General features: G+C 72.9%; 8 protein-coding genes. 4 read left to right on the forward strand and 4 right to left on the reverse strand.

All coding sequences use genetic code 11. The annotated features are described in order from the left end of the window. Nucleotides 1–31: 31 nt before the first annotated feature. The 4 genes from JSY14_RS00860 to JSY14_RS00875 all read left to right on the forward strand — a co-directional run bounded on the left by JSY14_RS00860 (nt 32) and on the right by JSY14_RS00875 (nt 7,754). Nucleotides 32–2,743 (forward strand): MMPL family transporter, encoded by a 2,712-nt coding sequence (locus tag JSY14_RS00860; RefSeq protein WP_259556839.1) that lies wholly within the window; start codon nt 32–34, stop codon nt 2,741–2,743. Then, nucleotides 2,740–5,715, forward strand: coding sequence for a YhgE/Pip domain-containing protein (locus tag JSY14_RS00865; protein WP_285892237.1), 2,976 nt, complete (start codon nt 2,740–2,742; stop codon nt 5,713–5,715). Before JSY14_RS00860 ends, JSY14_RS00865 begins: the two co-directional genes overlap by 4 nt. A gap of 138 nt (nt 5,716–5,853) precedes the next feature. After that, on the forward strand, nt 5,854–6,606 hold the full coding sequence (locus JSY14_RS00870; protein WP_259556840.1) for a DUF6318 family protein: 753 nt from the start codon (nt 5,854–5,856) through the stop codon (nt 6,604–6,606). A 632-nt stretch (nt 6,607–7,238) separates the two neighbouring features. Further along, complete coding sequence (locus JSY14_RS00875; RefSeq protein WP_259556841.1) at nt 7,239–7,754, forward strand: PKD domain-containing protein; 516 nt, start codon at nt 7,239–7,241, stop codon at nt 7,752–7,754. A 33-nt stretch (nt 7,755–7,787) separates the two neighbouring features. Here the strand turns inward: JSY14_RS00875 and JSY14_RS00880 are convergent, their stop codons facing one another. The 4 genes from JSY14_RS00880 to JSY14_RS00895 all read right to left on the reverse strand — a co-directional run bounded on the left by JSY14_RS00880 (nt 7,788) and on the right by JSY14_RS00895 (nt 15,435). Then, nucleotides 7,788–11,261: an error-prone DNA polymerase gene (locus JSY14_RS00880; protein WP_259556842.1), complete on the reverse strand. Its 3,474-nt coding sequence runs from the start codon at nt 11,259–11,261 to the stop codon at nt 7,788–7,790. 57 nt (nt 11,262–11,318) lie between these two features. Beyond that, the gene (locus JSY14_RS00885) at nt 11,319–13,004 is read right to left on the reverse strand and encodes a DNA polymerase Y family protein (RefSeq protein ID WP_259556843.1); all 1,686 of its coding nucleotides are present in this window, start codon (nt 13,002–13,004) and stop codon (nt 11,319–11,321) included. Continuing rightward, nucleotides 13,001–13,885 (reverse strand): DnaE2-dependent mutagenesis accessory factor ImuA', encoded by an 885-nt coding sequence (gene imuA', locus JSY14_RS00890; RefSeq protein WP_259556844.1) that lies wholly within the window; start codon nt 13,883–13,885, stop codon nt 13,001–13,003. Before imuA' ends, JSY14_RS00885 begins: the two co-directional genes overlap by 4 nt. A 176-nt stretch (nt 13,886–14,061) precedes the next feature. Beyond that, a complete protein-coding gene (locus JSY14_RS00895; RefSeq protein WP_259556845.1) occupies nt 14,062–15,435 on the reverse strand; it encodes an MFS transporter in 1,374 nt (457 codons plus the stop codon). Nucleotides 15,436–15,437 lie beyond the last annotated feature (2 nt).

Below are 15,437 nucleotides of genomic sequence, written 5' to 3' on the forward strand. Positions count from 1 at the left end.
GCTGCACCGGTTACGACCACGAAGGGGAAGCATGTCCTCCACCCTGTACCGGCTCGGACGCGCCGCCGCCGCGCGGCCATGGCGGGTGATCGGCGTCTGGACACTGATCGCCCTGATCCTCGGCGCGCTGGCCCTGGGGCTCGGTGGTCGGTTCGAGGAGGCCCTGGAGATCCCCGGCACGGAGGCACAGCAGGGTCTGGACACCCTCGCCGTGCGTCTGCCGGAGATGAGCGGCACCAGCGGCCAGATGGTGCTGACCACCACGGACGGCAGTCCCATCGCGGATCACGCCGAGGAGGTCGGCGCGATCATGGGCCGCGCCGCGGAGGTCGAGGGCGTGGTCGCCGCCCCCGATCCCTTCGATGACCTCACCCCCGGCACCGTCTCCTCCGACGGCACAGCGATCATCGCGAACGTGCAGCTGGAGGGCGGCCTCGGGGAGTTCCCCACCACCACCGTGCCGCAGCTCGAGGAGATCGTCGACGGCGTCGACGCCCCGCTCCAGGCCCATCTCGGGGGGCAGCTGCTGCAGGCGACCACGTTGCCGTTCAGCATCGCCGAGGTGATCGGTCTGATCGCCGCGATCGTCATCCTCACCGTGACCTTCCGCGCGATCCTTCCCGCCGCGCTGCCGGTGGTCACCGCCCTCACCGGCATCGTCGTGGCGATGAGCGCGGTGCTGGCCCTCGCCGCCGGGGTGGCGATCCCCTCGGTGACCACCACCCTCGCGATCATGCTCGGCCTCGCCGTCGGCATCGACTACGCCATGTTCCTCGTCACCCGCCACCGCGACGGGCTGGGTGACGGTCTGGAACCGCAGGAGGCCGCCGCCCGCGCCGTCGCCACCAGCGGCAGCGCCGTCATCTTCGCCGGCCTCACGGTGATCATCGCGCTGGTGGGTCTGTTTCTCACCGGCATCCCCTTCCTGACCGTGATGGGTCTGGCCTCCGCCTTCACCGTGGCCGTGGCCGTGGCCCTGGCGGTCACGCTGCTGCCGGCGCTCTTCGGGCTGGCCGGCAAGCGGATGCGCCCGCGCGCCCGCCGCACCCACGCCGCGTCCCCCGATCCGGGCCGGCGCGGCCTCGCCTCCCGCTGGGTGCGGCTCGTCACCGCGGTGCCGACCCTCACCATCGTCCTGGTGCTGGTGGGGCTCGGTGCCCTCGCCGTGCCGGCGAAGGATCTGCGTCTGGCCCTGCCCGACAACGGCACCGAACGGCCCGACACCCGCGCCCGCCAGACCTACGACCTCATCACCGAGCGCTTCGGGGCCGGATACAACGGGCCGCTCCTGGTCACCGCGGACATCATCACCTCCACCGACCCCCTCGGCACCGTCGACGATCTGTCCTCCCGCCTGGAGGCCCTGGATGGAGTCCAGGAGGTGCAGTTGGCCACCCCCAACCGCGGCGCCGACATGGCGGTGGTCGTCGTGATCCCCACGACCGGTCCGAACGACCCCGCCACCACGCAGCTGGTCGACCGGATCCGCGCCGACCGCCCCGCCTGGGAGGAGGAGCTCGGCGTCACTGACCTCACCGTCACCGGGCAGGCCGCCGCCGGCATCGACATCACGCAGAAGCTGACGGCGGCGATGCTGCCGTTCGTGCTGTTCGTGGTCGGGCTGTCGCTGGTGCTGCTGACGATCGTGTTCCGGTCTCTGTGGGTGCCGCTGAAGGCCACCCTCGGTTTCCTGCTGTCCCTCGGGGCGGCCTTCGGTGCCGTCAGCCTGGTGTTCCTCCACGGCTGGGGCAACGAGACCCTGAACGTCCACGTGATCGGCCCGGTCATCGCGTTCATGCCGATCATCACCATGGGTGTGCTCTTCGGTCTCGCCATGGACTACGAGGTGTTCCTCGTGACCCGCATGCGCGAGGAGTACGTGCACGGGGCCGGTGCCCGCGAGGCGGTGGAGAAGGGCTTCACCGCCAGTGCCTCCGTGGTGGTGGCCGCGGCCCTGATCATGATCTCGGTGTTCACCTCGTTCATCCCCGAGAGCACCTTCATGATCCAGCCGATCGCGCTGGCGCTCGCCGTCGGCATCGCGGTCGACGCCTTCGTCGTGCGCATGACCCTGGTGCCGGCGGTCCTGGCGCTGCTGGGCGACCGCGCCTGGCACATGCCGCGCGCCCTGGATCGGGTGCTGCCGTCTGTGGACGTGGAGGGTGAGGGTCTCGTCGGGCTGCTGGAGCACGACCGGTGGCGGCGGGAGAACCCGGGCGTCGGCATCCGCCTCGAGGGGGTGCGCGCCCCCGGCCTCGCGCCCCTGGACGCCCGGGTCGATGAGGGCACCGTCCTGGTGCTCACCGGGGACGACGTCTCCGCGCGCCGCACCGCCCTGGGACTGCTCGCCGGCCGCGTGCTCCCGCAGGGCGGCATGGTGGCCGTGGCCGACCGCCTCTCCCCCGTCGACGCGAACCGCCTGCGCGCCCGCACCCACTGGGTCAGTGACCCCACCGCGGCCCAGCTGGAGCGGTTGCGGCCGGCGCAGCTGCGCGGCCGCACGGTCCTCCTCACCGGCCCCGGAGACAGTGCGCAGGCACCGGAACTCGCCGCCGCGCTGCAGCGCGCCCTCGACCATGGCGCGACGGTCGTCGTCGGCGGTGACACGGGATCCGCCGCGGCGCTTGTCGATGCCCTGCGGGAGCTGCGGATCCCGGTGCAGACCCTCCCGGTGCTCCGCCACCGGCCCGCTGATGCCTCCTCCCCCATCCCGATCGCCTCTGCAGAAGGAGTCCGCGCATGAACCGCCTGCGGTCCCCGCTGGTCATCCTCGCCGCTCTGGTCCCGCTGCTCGTCGCCGGGATCGGGGTGTGGGGCCTGTCCGGCCGTGCCGACGCCCTCGACCGGGTTCCCGCCGCCGTGGTGAACCTCGACCGCGGCACCACCCTCACCACCCCCGACGGCGAGGAGCAGTTCGTGCCGTTCGGTCGTCTGCTCACCGCCGGGCTCACCCGCCCCGCCGACGCCTCCGCGATGACGGCCGGCACCTCCGGGGCCTCCGACGCCGGCGGGGCCTCCGACGCGGGCGGACGTGACGGCGACGCCGGGCAGGACCTCGAGGAGCAGGTCGCCGACGGTGAGACCGCCGGTTTCGACTGGACGCTCACCGATGAGACGGAGGCCCGTGCCGGTCTGCGCTCGGGTCGATACGCCGCGGTGATCATCATCCCCGCCGACTTCAGCGACCGCCTCGGCACCCTCGGCACCCCCGATGCCCGCCAGGCCCGTATCGAGGTCCTCACCGACGACTCCTCCGGCGCCCTCGACGGGGTGATCGGCACGGTGATCGCCGAGGCCGCCACCCGCACCCTCGGCACCGGTCTCACCGAGCAGTATCTCGACGGGGTGTACGTCGGGTTCAACGACATCCAGGCCGGATACCAGCAGGCCGCCGACGGCGCCGACGACCTCACCGGCGGCGCGGATGACCTCTCCCAGGGGGCCCGGCAGTCCGCTGATGGAGCGCAGGATCTCGCCGACGGCGTCGGCCAGTACGCCGAGGGTGCGGACCAGTACGCCGACGGCGTGGACCAGTACGCCGATGGTGCCGACCAGTACGCGGACGGCATGCGCCGGTTCGACGACGGGGTGCAGCAGACCGCCGACGGTACCGGCCAGCTCGCCGGTGGCCTCGACCAGCTCGCCGACGGTGGTGACGAGCTCGCCACCGGGACCCGTGACCTCTCCGGGGGTCTCGCTGCGGTGGCCGGCGGCGCCGACCAGGTCGCCGGTGGTGCGGGCGGTCTCGCCGACGGCACCGCCCGCCTGCGGACCGGAGCCTCCGACCTGGCCACCGGCGCCGACCAGCTCGCGACCGGTCTCGATCAGCTGTCGACCGGGGCCGACCAGGTCGCCTCCGGGACCGCCGAGGTGCGCGACGGCCTCAGCGGCACCGAGGACCAGCCGGGCCTGGTGCCCGGTGCCCAGCAGCTCGCCGAGGGTGTCGCCGGGGACGGCACCGCCCAGAACCCCGGCCTGGTGGCCGGCGCCGACCAGCTCGCCACCGGGGCTGAGCAGTTGCGTGACGGGATCGCCGCCGTCGATCAGCAGATCGTCAGCGGTGACGGGGCCGGGGAGAACCCCGGCCTGGTCGCCACCTCCGGGCAGGTCGCCGATGGTCTCCACCAGGTCGACGGCCTGGTGCACGGTGACGGCACCGCCCTGAACCCGGGCCTCGCCCCCCTGGCGGAACAGCTGGCCGCCACGTGCGCCACCAGCGGCGCCGACCCGGCCTACTGCGCGCAGGTGCAGGCTCTGACCCAGTACACGGGTGGGCTGGAGACGGCGCTGGGCAGCGCGGATCAACCCGGGCTGATCGCCGGTGCCGACGGCACCGCCGCCTACGCCCAGGGGCTCGATCAGGCCCTGAACGGCGGCGGGGACACCCCAGGGTTGGTCGAGGGGTCCGAGCAGCTCGCCACCGGGGCACGCGCCAGCGCGGAAGCCGCCCCGCAGCTGGTCGACGGCATCACCGGCCTGCGGGACGGCCTGGTGGCCCTGGAGCAGGGCGCGGGTCCCCTCGCGGACGGCGCCCAGCAGCTCGCCGACGGCACCTCCCAGTCGGCCGACGGTGCCCGCCAGCTCGCGGGTGGTGCCAGGCAGCTGTCCGGGGGCGTCGTCCAACTCGATGACGGCGCCCAGCAGCTCGCGGGCGGTGCCCGAGACCTCGCCCAGGGGGCCGACGACGCCGCCACCGGAGCCGGGCAGCTCGCCACGGGTGCCGATCAGCTCGCGCAGGGCACCCGTGCCTCCGCCGACGGGGCGGACCGTCTCGCCGAGGGCACCGACCAGCTCGCCGCCGGCAGCGGTGAACTGACCACCGGGGCGGAGGGCCTGGCCGACGGCGCAGATCAGCTGGTGGACGGTTCCGACCAGCTGGCGGACGGCTCCGATCAGCTGGCAGAGGGATCGCAGCAGCTGGCCGACGGCGGCCAGCAGCTCGCCGATGGCACCGACGAGTTGGCCGATGGTGCCGGTCAGCTCGCCGACGGACTCCATCAGGGTGCCGACCAGGTGCCCACGGCGGATGCCGCCGAACGGGAACGCATGGCGCAGATGGCCGCCCGTCCCGTCACGACCCTGTCGAGCAGGGCGAACGCCGTCGAGGGCCCGGCCACCGGGATCTTCGCTGCGGTGGCGCCTCTGGCGCTGTGGGTCGGCGCGTTCACGACGTTCCTGCTGCTGCCGGCGCTGGCCCGGCGTGACCTCGACACGGCGGTGTCGGCGCCCATGGCGGCGCTGCGGTCTTTGGCTCCCGCAGCACTCCTGGGCCTGGTCCAGGCCGCCCTCGCGGTGGCCGTGCTCAGCGCCGTGGATGTGCGCCCGTCCTCTGTGGCGGCGACGCTACTGGTCGCCATGGCCGGGGCGGTGATGCTCACTGCCCTGCACCAGGCGATGTTGGTGGTGGCCGGGGCCCGGTTGGGCCGAATCCTCGCCTTGCTGTTGCTCATGCTGCAGCTGGTGACCCTCGTGGGGGTGCTGCCGGTGGAGACGGCCCCCGCGGCGCTGCGGGTGGTGGCGGATCTGCTGCCGTTGTCCGTGGTGGCGCGCGGTCTGGGCCACGGCCTGCTCGGTGGGGCGTCGGTGCCGCTGGTGCCGGTCCTGCTGGGCATGGCGGCGTGGGGCCTGGGAGCATTCCTCGCGACGAGCATGATGGTCTCGCGTCGGCGGATGCTGCCGGCCGATGTGGGAGTCGGCGAGCCCGCGGTGGCATGAGACGATGATCGGCCCCGGTGAACGCGCCGGGGCCGGTCTCGGCCGTGGTTGTCCACAGAGCACCTTCGGCCGATGTGCCGGGGGTCAGGTCTGGCTAGGCTGCTGAGCGGACCCGTCGCCGATCTCGAGGACTTCGTGATGCCCCCGCTGAGCGTTGAAACGACCATGGCCGCTGTCTCTGCCCAGGAGACGCCTCTCCCGACGTGGGCCGACCGGCGTCGGCAGGGTGGGGTGCGCCGTCTGGGGGCTGTTGCGCTGGCGGGGGTCGTGATGCTGGGTGTTGCGGCCTGTGGTGGGGAGAGCTCGAGGGACGCTGCCACGTTTCCCCCGACGGTGGTCTCGGACTTCCCCGCCACCTCTGACGGCGACGTAGAGACGACCCCGGGCGCACCGAGCGATAGCGGCGGCACTACCAGCGGTGGTGCATCCGATGGCGGCGGAACCGTCGTCGCGAACATCCCCAAGCCCGACCCCAAGGACTACCCGGGCATGGACCAACACACCCAGGAAGGCGCGGAGCAGGTTTCGAAGTACTACTGGGACCTGATCCTCTGGGGCTACCAGACCGGCCAGACCGAGGATGCTGAAGCACTGGCGCTGGAGTCATGTCTGAATTGTGCGGGTGTGTTTCAGGACATCGAGAAGACCAGGGGGGCAGACGAGCTCTGGCGGGCCGTCGAAATCCGACCAATCTCTAGTGATATCGGCGAACCTACGCGCGACATCGACGATTTTCAGGCGACATACGTGGTAGAAATTGTGCACCTCGCCTCGGAGCCCAACCCTGGGAGTGAGGCAACGCGAGAGGAATATACGTTCCTCACTGCCTTGAAGTGGGTGGATGGGTCCTGGATGGTGTCGGGTGGAGGTGCCGAGGTGCGCGATCTATGACCACTCGATGTTTCCTGTTGCCACGGCTGGCATTGATCACCGCCACCCTTCTCTGTGCGACGCCTTATCTGGCGGTATCAGGTTACTTACCTTGGGCTTCCGCTGCCCCTAGGCCAGCAATCAACCCCTTTGGCGTAGAATCTGTTCCGAGCGATCTTCGTGAATCCGGAACAGGATCAAGCGGGATCTCATCCCACATCGATGGGCGGCGGGTTGCAGTCAACGTTTATCAGGACATCGACCTGCAGAAGCCTTCCTCGGCGCCAGCACATAGTGAACGATCCGACTCGGCGTCGGCGTCCACCGCGGCGCGTCGTCCTCCGGCGTTTACGACGTGGTGGGAGCGTGAGGAGGCGGTGACTCCGGAGTGTTCGGAGGCCGGGGAGTGTGGGTTCGCGCCGGGGAGTTGTGAGGCGCAGGGCCAGGCCCGGTGGCGGCTGACCGGCACCGATGTCGTGGGCATCCCGCAGCCCGGTGCCTCGGGGGCCGCGGCGGATGCGTATTCGCAAAGGGGGACGCGGACGGAGGTCGCGACTGGCGCGACCAGTGACCTGGGGTTTCGGTGTGTCACCCCCGGACAACCCGGCAGCACTGGCGGTGTGGCGGGGGCGGGGGCGCCGGTGGTGATCACGGTGACACAGGAGGACTTCGCTCGCCTGCCCGTCGAACCGTTGGTGCCGCATGCGGGCCCGGAGGCCGGGTGGATCCCGGTCAACTCCCCCACCGTCCTGTACGTCGAACCCACCGATCAGATTCTCGACACCACGCTGCTGGGCACTCCCGTCCAGGTCCGAGCGATCCCCGTCTCCTACACCTGGTCGATGGGTGATGGCGCCACCATCACCACCACCAAACGCGGCAAGCCCTACCCGTCTGAAGAGGTCGCCTACTACTACGAGACCGAGGGCTGGTATGACATCACCCTGACCACCACGTTCGCCGGACAGTACTCCGTCAACGGTGGCCCCTGGCAGGACATCGACGGCACCATCACCATCGACTCCACCCCCGTCCCCCTCTACTCCAACTCCCTCGAATCCCGGCTCGTGAACCCGAACTCCACCGAGCCCCCCGAACCCATCGTCCCCGACCGCACCCCCGACACCGAAGGCCACCCCAACCCCCGAGCCGGACACGAAACCCGCTGACGCCGTACGAGGTGTGGCGGGCGTCCGACGTGGTCAGCAGAAGTCACGGGAGGTGGAGGCGACGTCGAGGGGCTGCACCTGCACGCCGTCGGCCACCAGGTTCACCGCGCCCGTGCTGTTCTCCACCACGCCGCGCAGCACCACCGCGCGAGCGGTGCGCAGCACGGCGCGGTGGCGGGACCAGAAACCCTTCGAGCACACCACGTTGAGCATCCCGGTCTCATCCTCCAGGCCCAGGAAGGTGATGCCACTGGCGGTCGCGGGCCGCTGACGGTGGGTGATCACCCCAGCCGCCTGGTGTCGGGTGCCGTCCTCCACGTCACGCAGGGCGCTGATCGGCAGCACGCCCCGCTCCCCCAGCTGCGCCCGCAGCAGCGACAGCGGATGATCCCCGGGGGTGATGCCGGTGGCCCAGGCGTCGGCCGCCGCGAGCTCCGCGTCGCTCATGCCCGGCAGCATCGGGGCTCGCGCCCCCACCGCCAGGTGCGGGAGGGTGTCGGGGGATTCCTGCGCCGCCGCCCCGGCCGCCCACAGGGCCTGCCGGCGCGACCCCGCGAGAGCATCGAGCGCCCCACTGGTGGCAAGGGCCTCGAGCTGCCGGGCCGTCAGACGCACCCGCCGGGCGAGGTCCGGGACCGACCGATACGCACCGCCGCGTTCCCGTTCGGCGACGATCCGTTCGGCGGCCTCCTCCCCGACCCCCCGCACCTGGGTCAGGCCCAGGCGGATCGCCGGCCCGGCGGCGGCTCGCTCCCCCTGCACCTGGGTGCGCGCGGGCAGCTGCTCGGCCCGGATCTGCTCATCAGTGGGGACGGTGTACGGGCGGTGCTCGGGATCCAGCTCCAGGGTGGTCTCCACGTCGCTGTGCAGGATGTCCACCCCGCGGGTGAGGACCCCGTGACGGCGGGCATCGGCCACCAGCGACTGCGGGGAGTAGAACCCCATCGGTTGGGAGCGCAGCAGCGCCGCGGTGAACGCCGCCGGGTAGTGGCATTTCAGGTAGGCGCTGGCGTACACCAGGTACGCGAAGGAGTAGGCGTGGGACTCCGGGAAGCCGTAGTTCGCGAACGCCAGCAGTTTGCGGTGGATCAGTTGGGCGTCCTCCCCCACGATCCCGTGCCGGGCCATCCCGGAGAACAGCTCGTCCGACAGCGCCAGCATCTTCTCCGTGGAGCGTTTGGCGCCCATCGCCCGCCGCAGCTGGTCGGCCTGGGCGGGGGTGAAGTCGGCGACGTCCACCACCATCTGCATCAGCTGCTCCTGGAACAGCGGCACCCCGAGGGTGCGGCCCAGGGACTTCTCCAGCAGCGGGTGGATGTAGGTGACGGGTTCCTCCCCGTTGCGGCGGCGGATGTACGGGTGGACGCTGCCGCCCTGGATCGGGCCGGGACGGATCAGCGCCACCTCCACCACCAGGTCGTAGAAGCAGCGCGGCTTGAGCCGCGGCAGGGTGGAGATCTGCGCTCGGGACTCCACCTGGAACACCCCGACGCTGTCGGCGGCGCACAGCATGTCGTACACGGCGGTGTCCTCCTGCGGCAGGGAGTGCAGCGCGAACTCCTGCCCGTGGAACTCCTCGACCAGCCGCAGGCAGTGATCCAGGGCGGTGAGCATCCCCAGCCCCAGCAGATCGAACTTCACCAGCCCGGCGTCGGCACAGTCGTCCTTGTCCCACTGCAGCACGGTGCGGCCGGGCATGGCGGCCCACTGCACCGGGCACACCTCGATCACCGGCCGGTCGCACAGCACCATGCCCCCGGAGTGGATGCCCAGGTGGCGCGGGGCATCCCGCAGTTGGTGGGCCAGCTGCACCACGTCCTCGGGGATACCGGTGGCGTCCTGCAGCGAGGTGAAGGAACGCTCGATCTGCCGGGAGAAGGCATCCTGCGCCCCCACGTCATACCCGAGGGCGCGGGCGGCGTCCCGCACCGCCAGGCGTGCCCGGTAGGTGATGACGTTGGCGACCTGCGCAGCGCACTCCCGCCCATGCCGCTCGTACACGTACTGGATGACCTCCTCGCGGCGATCGGAGGCGATGTCGAGGTCGATATCCGGCGGGCCGTCGCGTTCCGGGGCGAGGAAGCGTTCGAACAGCAGGTGGTGTCCCACCGGTTCCACGGCGGTGATGCCCAGGGCGTAGCACACGGCGCTGTTGGCGGCGGAGCCGCGGCCCTGGCACAGGATGCCCTCACGGCGGCAGAAGGCCACCAGGTCATGCACCACCAGGAAGTAACCGGGGAAATGCAGGTCGATGATGACCTGCAGCTCCCTGTCGATCTGCGCCCACGCCCCCGGCACCCGTTCGGTGCCGTCGGCGGGGGCGTCGGCGCTGCCGGGGCGGGGTCCGTACCGCTCCCGGGCACCGCGCTCGGTGAGCTCCCGCAGCCACGAGGCCTCGTCATGCCCGGCGGGCACCGGGTACGGCGGCAGGTCCGGCGCCAGCAGGCTGAGGTCCAGGGCGCACTCCTGCCCCAGGCGGGCGGCGGTCGCCACCGCCTGCGGGTAGCGCGGCAGCAGGGCCCGCATCTCCTCGCCGCTGCGCAGATGCGCCAGACGTCCCGCGAGATACGGGTCGGCCTCGGACAGGCTGAGTCCGGCGCGCAGGGCGGCGTGGGTGTCCGCCAGGCGTTTGTGCCCGGGGTGGGCGTAGTGGGCGCCGGTGGTGGCGAGCACCGGCAGGGTCCGCTCGTCCAGGCCGTGGCGCTCCCGCACCAGGCGGGCGCCCTGCACCAGGGCGTCGTGGATCTCGTCGTCCAGCAGATCCCCGGTGGTCTGCAGCTCCACCGCGACGTTGCCGCGTCCGAACAGGTCCAGCAGACGCTCGATCCCGGTGGCGGCGGCCTCGGCGGCCTCCTGGAGGAGACCCTGGGCGATCAGAGGCCGCACCGCCGCCGGCACCGCTCCCTTCCGGCACCCGGTGAGGATCAGCCAGTGGCCCTCGCGGGCGGCGCGGGAGAGGTCCCGCAGGCGGTACCGGGGGCGTCCCTTCTCCTCACTGTCCAGGTGGGCGCGGGCGATCGCGGCGGACAGGGCGCGGTACCCGTCGACGTCCCGCACCAGCACCACCAGGTGCTCCCCCACCGGGTCCGGCACCTGGGTGCGGGGCGCCGACCGCACCGGTGTGGCCGACGCCTGCTGCGCCCCGGGTTCCAGCCCCAGGGTGAGCTCCGCCCCGAAGACGGTGGCGACCCCGTGCTCCCGCCCCGCCCGGGCGAAGCGCACCGCCCCGGGCAGGCCGTCGTGGTCCACCAGGGCGAGGGCCCGCAGCCCCAGTCGTGCTGCCTGCTCGACCATGTCCTCCGGGCTGGAGGCGCCGTCGAGGAAGCTGAAGTGGGAGTGGGCATGCAGCTCCGCGTAGGGGACGTCCCGGTCCGGCCGGTAGGGGTCCTGGGTCTCCGGCACCCCGGTGCGGTGGACGTGCACGGGTGCGGCCACGGTCACCGGCCGGTCCGACAACACCGCCTCGAGGTCCGACCAGGCGGCGGGCCCCAGGAACCAGCGGCTCATCGTGGCCCCCGATCGTGTGGGCCCCGGGCGCGCCGTTCCCGCGGGAGCGTGCACGGCTCAGTCATACATCCCCTCCACCGCCCAGCGGCCCCCGTCGGACAGCAGCACCAGGGCGAGGCTGTGCGCGGCGGTGCGCGCCACCAGCTGCAGTCGGGCTCCCCGCCGGGCCTGCGGCGACCACCAGCGCACATCCAGCACGGTGGGGGCGCTGTGGGCGCTGACCGTCAGCTCCCCGGGGGAGACCGCCCCGTCGTGGGCGTGCAGGGCCCGGGCGCTGTCGGCGGACAGTCGCAGCACCTGCGGCACCCCCGACAGCAACCCCCGCGCGGTGACCACCACCGGCTCCCCCTGCCCGGTCAGCAGCTCCACCGGCGGCGGAGTGCGGAACACCGTCGCGGGCAGCGGCTGCGGCAGGGCGCCGGGCCACGGACCGGGACGCGGGGCGGGCCGTTCCGAGCGCCACGGCACCAGCTCCACCTGCTCCCCCAGCAGCCGCCCGCCGACGGGCGCGGGCACCAGCACGGCGTCCTCCCCACCCAGGCCCTGCGCTCGGGCGAGTGCCCGGGCCGCGCGCCGGGCGCTCTCCCCGGCGCTGCCCCACAGCGCCGGGGCCCACTCCCCCGCCGGCATCAGCTGCACCGGGTGCAGACCCAACGCGACGATCGCCCCGCCCTGCCCCTGCCCGAGCCGGGACGCGGTGATCCAGCCGTCGCACTGCCAGCGGATACGGTCGACCACATCCGCCACCGACAGGGCGCCGTCGTGCCGCCAGGTGCGTTCCTTCTCGGTGCCGTCCTCGCAGCGGGCGACGATCCGCAGTCGCGTGCACACCAGACCGCGGGAGGTCAGCTGCTCCTGTAGGGATTCCGCCAGGGGGCGGGCGACGAAGGCCGCCTGGTCGGTGCGCACCAGCGGTGTCTCCAGCACCTGCACCGCCTCCACCGGCTGCGGCGGGTGGTGCGCCGCCGGTGGGGACGCCTCCAGGCCCCGGCACAGCAGATGCACCGCGGCGACGTCCGGGCCGAACCGGTCCGCCACCACCCCCGGGTCCAGGGCGGCGAAATCCCCCAGAGTGGCCAGACCCAACCGGCCCAGCAACAGGGCCACCTCCTGCAGATCGGTGCGCTGACGCCGGGGCGCATGGACGGCAGCCGGCTGGTCGCGATGCCCCCATCCCTCCCCCACCGGGGCGTGGACCAGCGCGGCGATCGGATGCGGAGCGAGGTAGCGGGCACTGTCCCCGGGGTGCACGATCCGGCCGCTGCGCGCGGCCAGCAGGGCCGCGAAGGGACCATCGGCCACCCCCACCGAGCAATCCCAGCCGGTGAGGTCGGCGACGGCGTCGACGATCCTCTCCGCCAGGCGGGCTTCCCCACCGGCATGGCGGGCGGGCCCACGCGCCGCGAACAGCAGCACCCCCGGGCGCAGCACATCCACACCCGAGGCGACGGTGTCGACCGCCGCGGCGACCAGCTCGAAGGTGCTGCGCACGTACTCGGCATCGGCCTCCAGCACGAGGGCCTCGGGGCAGGCGGCCCGGGCCGCCCGGCGGCGCATCCCCGGGACGATCCCGGCGGCTCGCGCCGCGGCATCGGCATGCGTGACCCGATGCTGCTCCAGCAGGATCATCGGCCCCGCGGGGAGCGCCTGCCCGGCGGCCTCGGCGCGGCGCTCCTCCCGATCCCGCGCCGCCAGCAGCGGCCAGTCGGGCACCACCACGGCGGCGGTGCGGGTGGCGCTCATCCGGCCCTCCGCACCACGTGCAGAGACCTCGCCGCCGCGTCGAGACCGGATGCCGCGGCAGAAGAGATCCCCGCCGGATCGGTCCGGGAGGCATCGGCCTGCAGCAGCCCCTGCACCTGCGGCAGCAGCACCGAGGCGCGACGCCGACCGGCGATGCCGCGGCCGGTGGCCTCCACCTCCAGGTGGCGCCGCCGCAGCCGCCCGCTGCCGCTGCCCAGCCCCTCCCACTGCCCGGCGGCGGTGCTCAGATGCAGATCCGCCCGCCCCGGCGGGGTCGCGGCCAGCACCAGCGAATCCTGGGCGCGGGCACGGGAGGTCAGGGACCGCCACAGCGCCGGGGGCAGCTGCAGCCGGGGGCCGAGCACCACCACCCCCACCCCGTCGACCACCGCGGAGAGCACCTGCGGCAGCTGCGGCCGCTCCTCCACCGAGCAACCGGTGATCAGCGCCAGACGAGTCGGATCCAGACCGGCGTCGAGGGCCGCGCGCAGCCCCAGATCCGGCAGACCCGCGATCGCGCACCAGGCGTCCTCCCCGGCCGCGGCCACCGCCAGCGCCAGCAGCAGGGATGTCGAGGCCTCCCCGCTCACGGCCACGGTGCTGCCCGCGCGCAGGCTGCCGTGCGGCACCAGCGCCGCGAGGGCGGAGGGCACGGGCAGGCGCGTCCCGTCCCCCGGGTCGGGAGCGGAGGTGGTGGCCCCGTCCTCCCGCCCGGGGGTGGGGACGAGGCTCAGCGGCGCACCGGATCCCCCCGCAGGGCGCAGGGCCGTGCGGTCGATCCGGCCGCCGTGGCGGGCGGCGCGGCGCTCCGCAGCATCGAGCACCGCCCGGGCGTGGGCGAGCCGGTCCTGCGGAGTCTGCGCCTGCTGCGCGGTCGTCATGGCTTCCCCTCCGTTCCGACCTGCACAGCCGGGCACCGGAGCACCCAGCAGACTCGAACAGATGTTCGAACTCTACGCCTAGGTGTTCCGAGGCCGTCAAGGTGTGCCGGTCATGCTCTCGAACACGTGTTCCCCATCGTGGAGGAGGGGTCCGACAAACGAAGCGTGCGGGGCCCTCAGTCGCGTCCGCGCAGGGAGACCGCCGTGATCACCGCGCCCAGCACCATCAGGGCCGCGCACACCAGCATCGCCCGGGTGAAACCCTGTGCGACCAGGGCGGCGTCCCGGTAGTCATCGCCACCGAGCCCCACCAGCGGCGGCAGCGCCGCCACCGCCAGCAGCCCGGCGGTGCGGGAGACCGCATTGTTCACACCGCTGGCCACCCCGGAGCGGGACTCCGGTGCCGCGGCGAGCACCGTCCCGGTCAGTGGTGCCACCAGCATCGCCATCCCCAGCCCCTGCAGCACGATCCACGGCAGCAGCCGCGTCAGGTAGGAGCCGTCCGCCGGGGCGAGCGCCATCATCGCGAACGCCACCGCGACCAGCAGCATGCCCCCGGACATCGGAAGCAGCGGGCCGCGACGCGTGGCCACCGCCCCGAACCGTGAGGACAGCAGCAGCATCACCAGGGATACCGGCACCGTCGCCGCCCCCGCCGCCAGCGGAGACCACCCCTGCGCCACCTGCAGGAACAGCGTGAGGAACAGCATCGAACCGGGGAATGCCGCATACACCACGAGCGTGGCCAGATTGATCCCGGTGAAGACCCGGTCGGCGAACAGTGACGGCGGCACCATCGGCGCCGCCGAGCGCCGCTCCACCACCACCAGCGCGGCCAGGGCCAGCAGACCCACCGCCGCGGCGACCAGCCCACCGGCCCGCACCCCCACCGTCAGGGCCCAGGTGAGACCGGCCAGCGCCACCGGTGTCAGCACGATCGCCGGGACATCCCAGGTCCGGGCGGCCTCCGGGTCGGAGGACTCCGGCGCCGCACGCAGCAGCCACAGCACCAGCGCCCCCAGAGGCAGGTTCACCCAGAACCCGATGCGCCAGTCGAGGCCGACCAGGAATCCGCCGACGATCGGCCCCGCCGCGGTGGCCACCCCCAGTGTCCCGCTCCACGCGCCGATCGCCCGCATCCGATCCTCCGCGACGAACGACGCCTGCAGCAGCGCCAGACTGCCGGGGGTGAGCAGCGCCGCCGTGCAGCCCTGCAGCACCCGGGCCGCGATCAGCAACGGCATGGTGGGCGCGATGGCCACGAACACCGAGGTGAGGGTGAAGGCCGCCACCCCCCAGGTCATCACCCGACGGCGCCCCAGCCGATCCCCGACGGACCCGCCGACCAGCAGGAACGAGGCGAGCGAGAGGGCATAGCCGTTGATCACCCACTGCAGCTCCGCCAGGGAGGCATCGAGGTCCTCCCCCAGGCGGGGCAGCGCCACGTTCGCGATGGTCCCGTCGAGGAACACCATCCCCGAGGCCAGCACGGCCGTCACCAGCAGACGCCGCCCAGCGGCGGTGCCCAGGCGCAGCGCCGGGGCGGGCATCG

The sequence above is a fragment of the Brachybacterium sillae genome, assembly GCF_025028335.1.
Lineage (GTDB): Bacteria > Actinomycetota > Actinomycetes > Actinomycetales > Dermabacteraceae > Brachybacterium > Brachybacterium sillae.

What these genes read in the sequence shown, in the direction of transcription:
- JSY14_RS00860 (WP_259556839.1), top strand. Translation starts at nt 32, where the DNA reads ATGTCCTCCACCCTGTACCGGCTCGGACGCGCCGCCGCCGCGCGGCCA.
- JSY14_RS00865 (WP_285892237.1), top strand. Translation starts at nt 2,740, where the DNA reads ATGAACCGCCTGCGGTCCCCGCTGGTCATCCTCGCCGCTCTGGTCCCG.
- JSY14_RS00870 (WP_259556840.1), top strand. Translation starts at nt 5,854, where the DNA reads ATGCCCCCGCTGAGCGTTGAAACGACCATGGCCGCTGTCTCTGCCCAG.
- JSY14_RS00880 (WP_259556842.1), bottom strand. Translation starts at nt 11,261, where the DNA reads ATGAGCCGCTGGTTCCTGGGGCCCGCCGCCTGGTCGGACCTCGAGGCG.
- JSY14_RS00885 (WP_259556843.1), bottom strand. Translation starts at nt 13,004, where the DNA reads ATGAGCGCCACCCGCACCGCCGCCGTGGTGGTGCCCGACTGGCCGCTG.
- imuA' (WP_259556844.1), bottom strand. Translation starts at nt 13,885, where the DNA reads ATGACGACCGCGCAGCAGGCGCAGACTCCGCAGGACCGGCTCGCCCAC.
- JSY14_RS00895 (WP_259556845.1), bottom strand. Translation starts at nt 15,435, where the DNA reads ATGCCCGCCCCGGCGCTGCGCCTGGGCACCGCCGCTGGGCGGCGTCTG.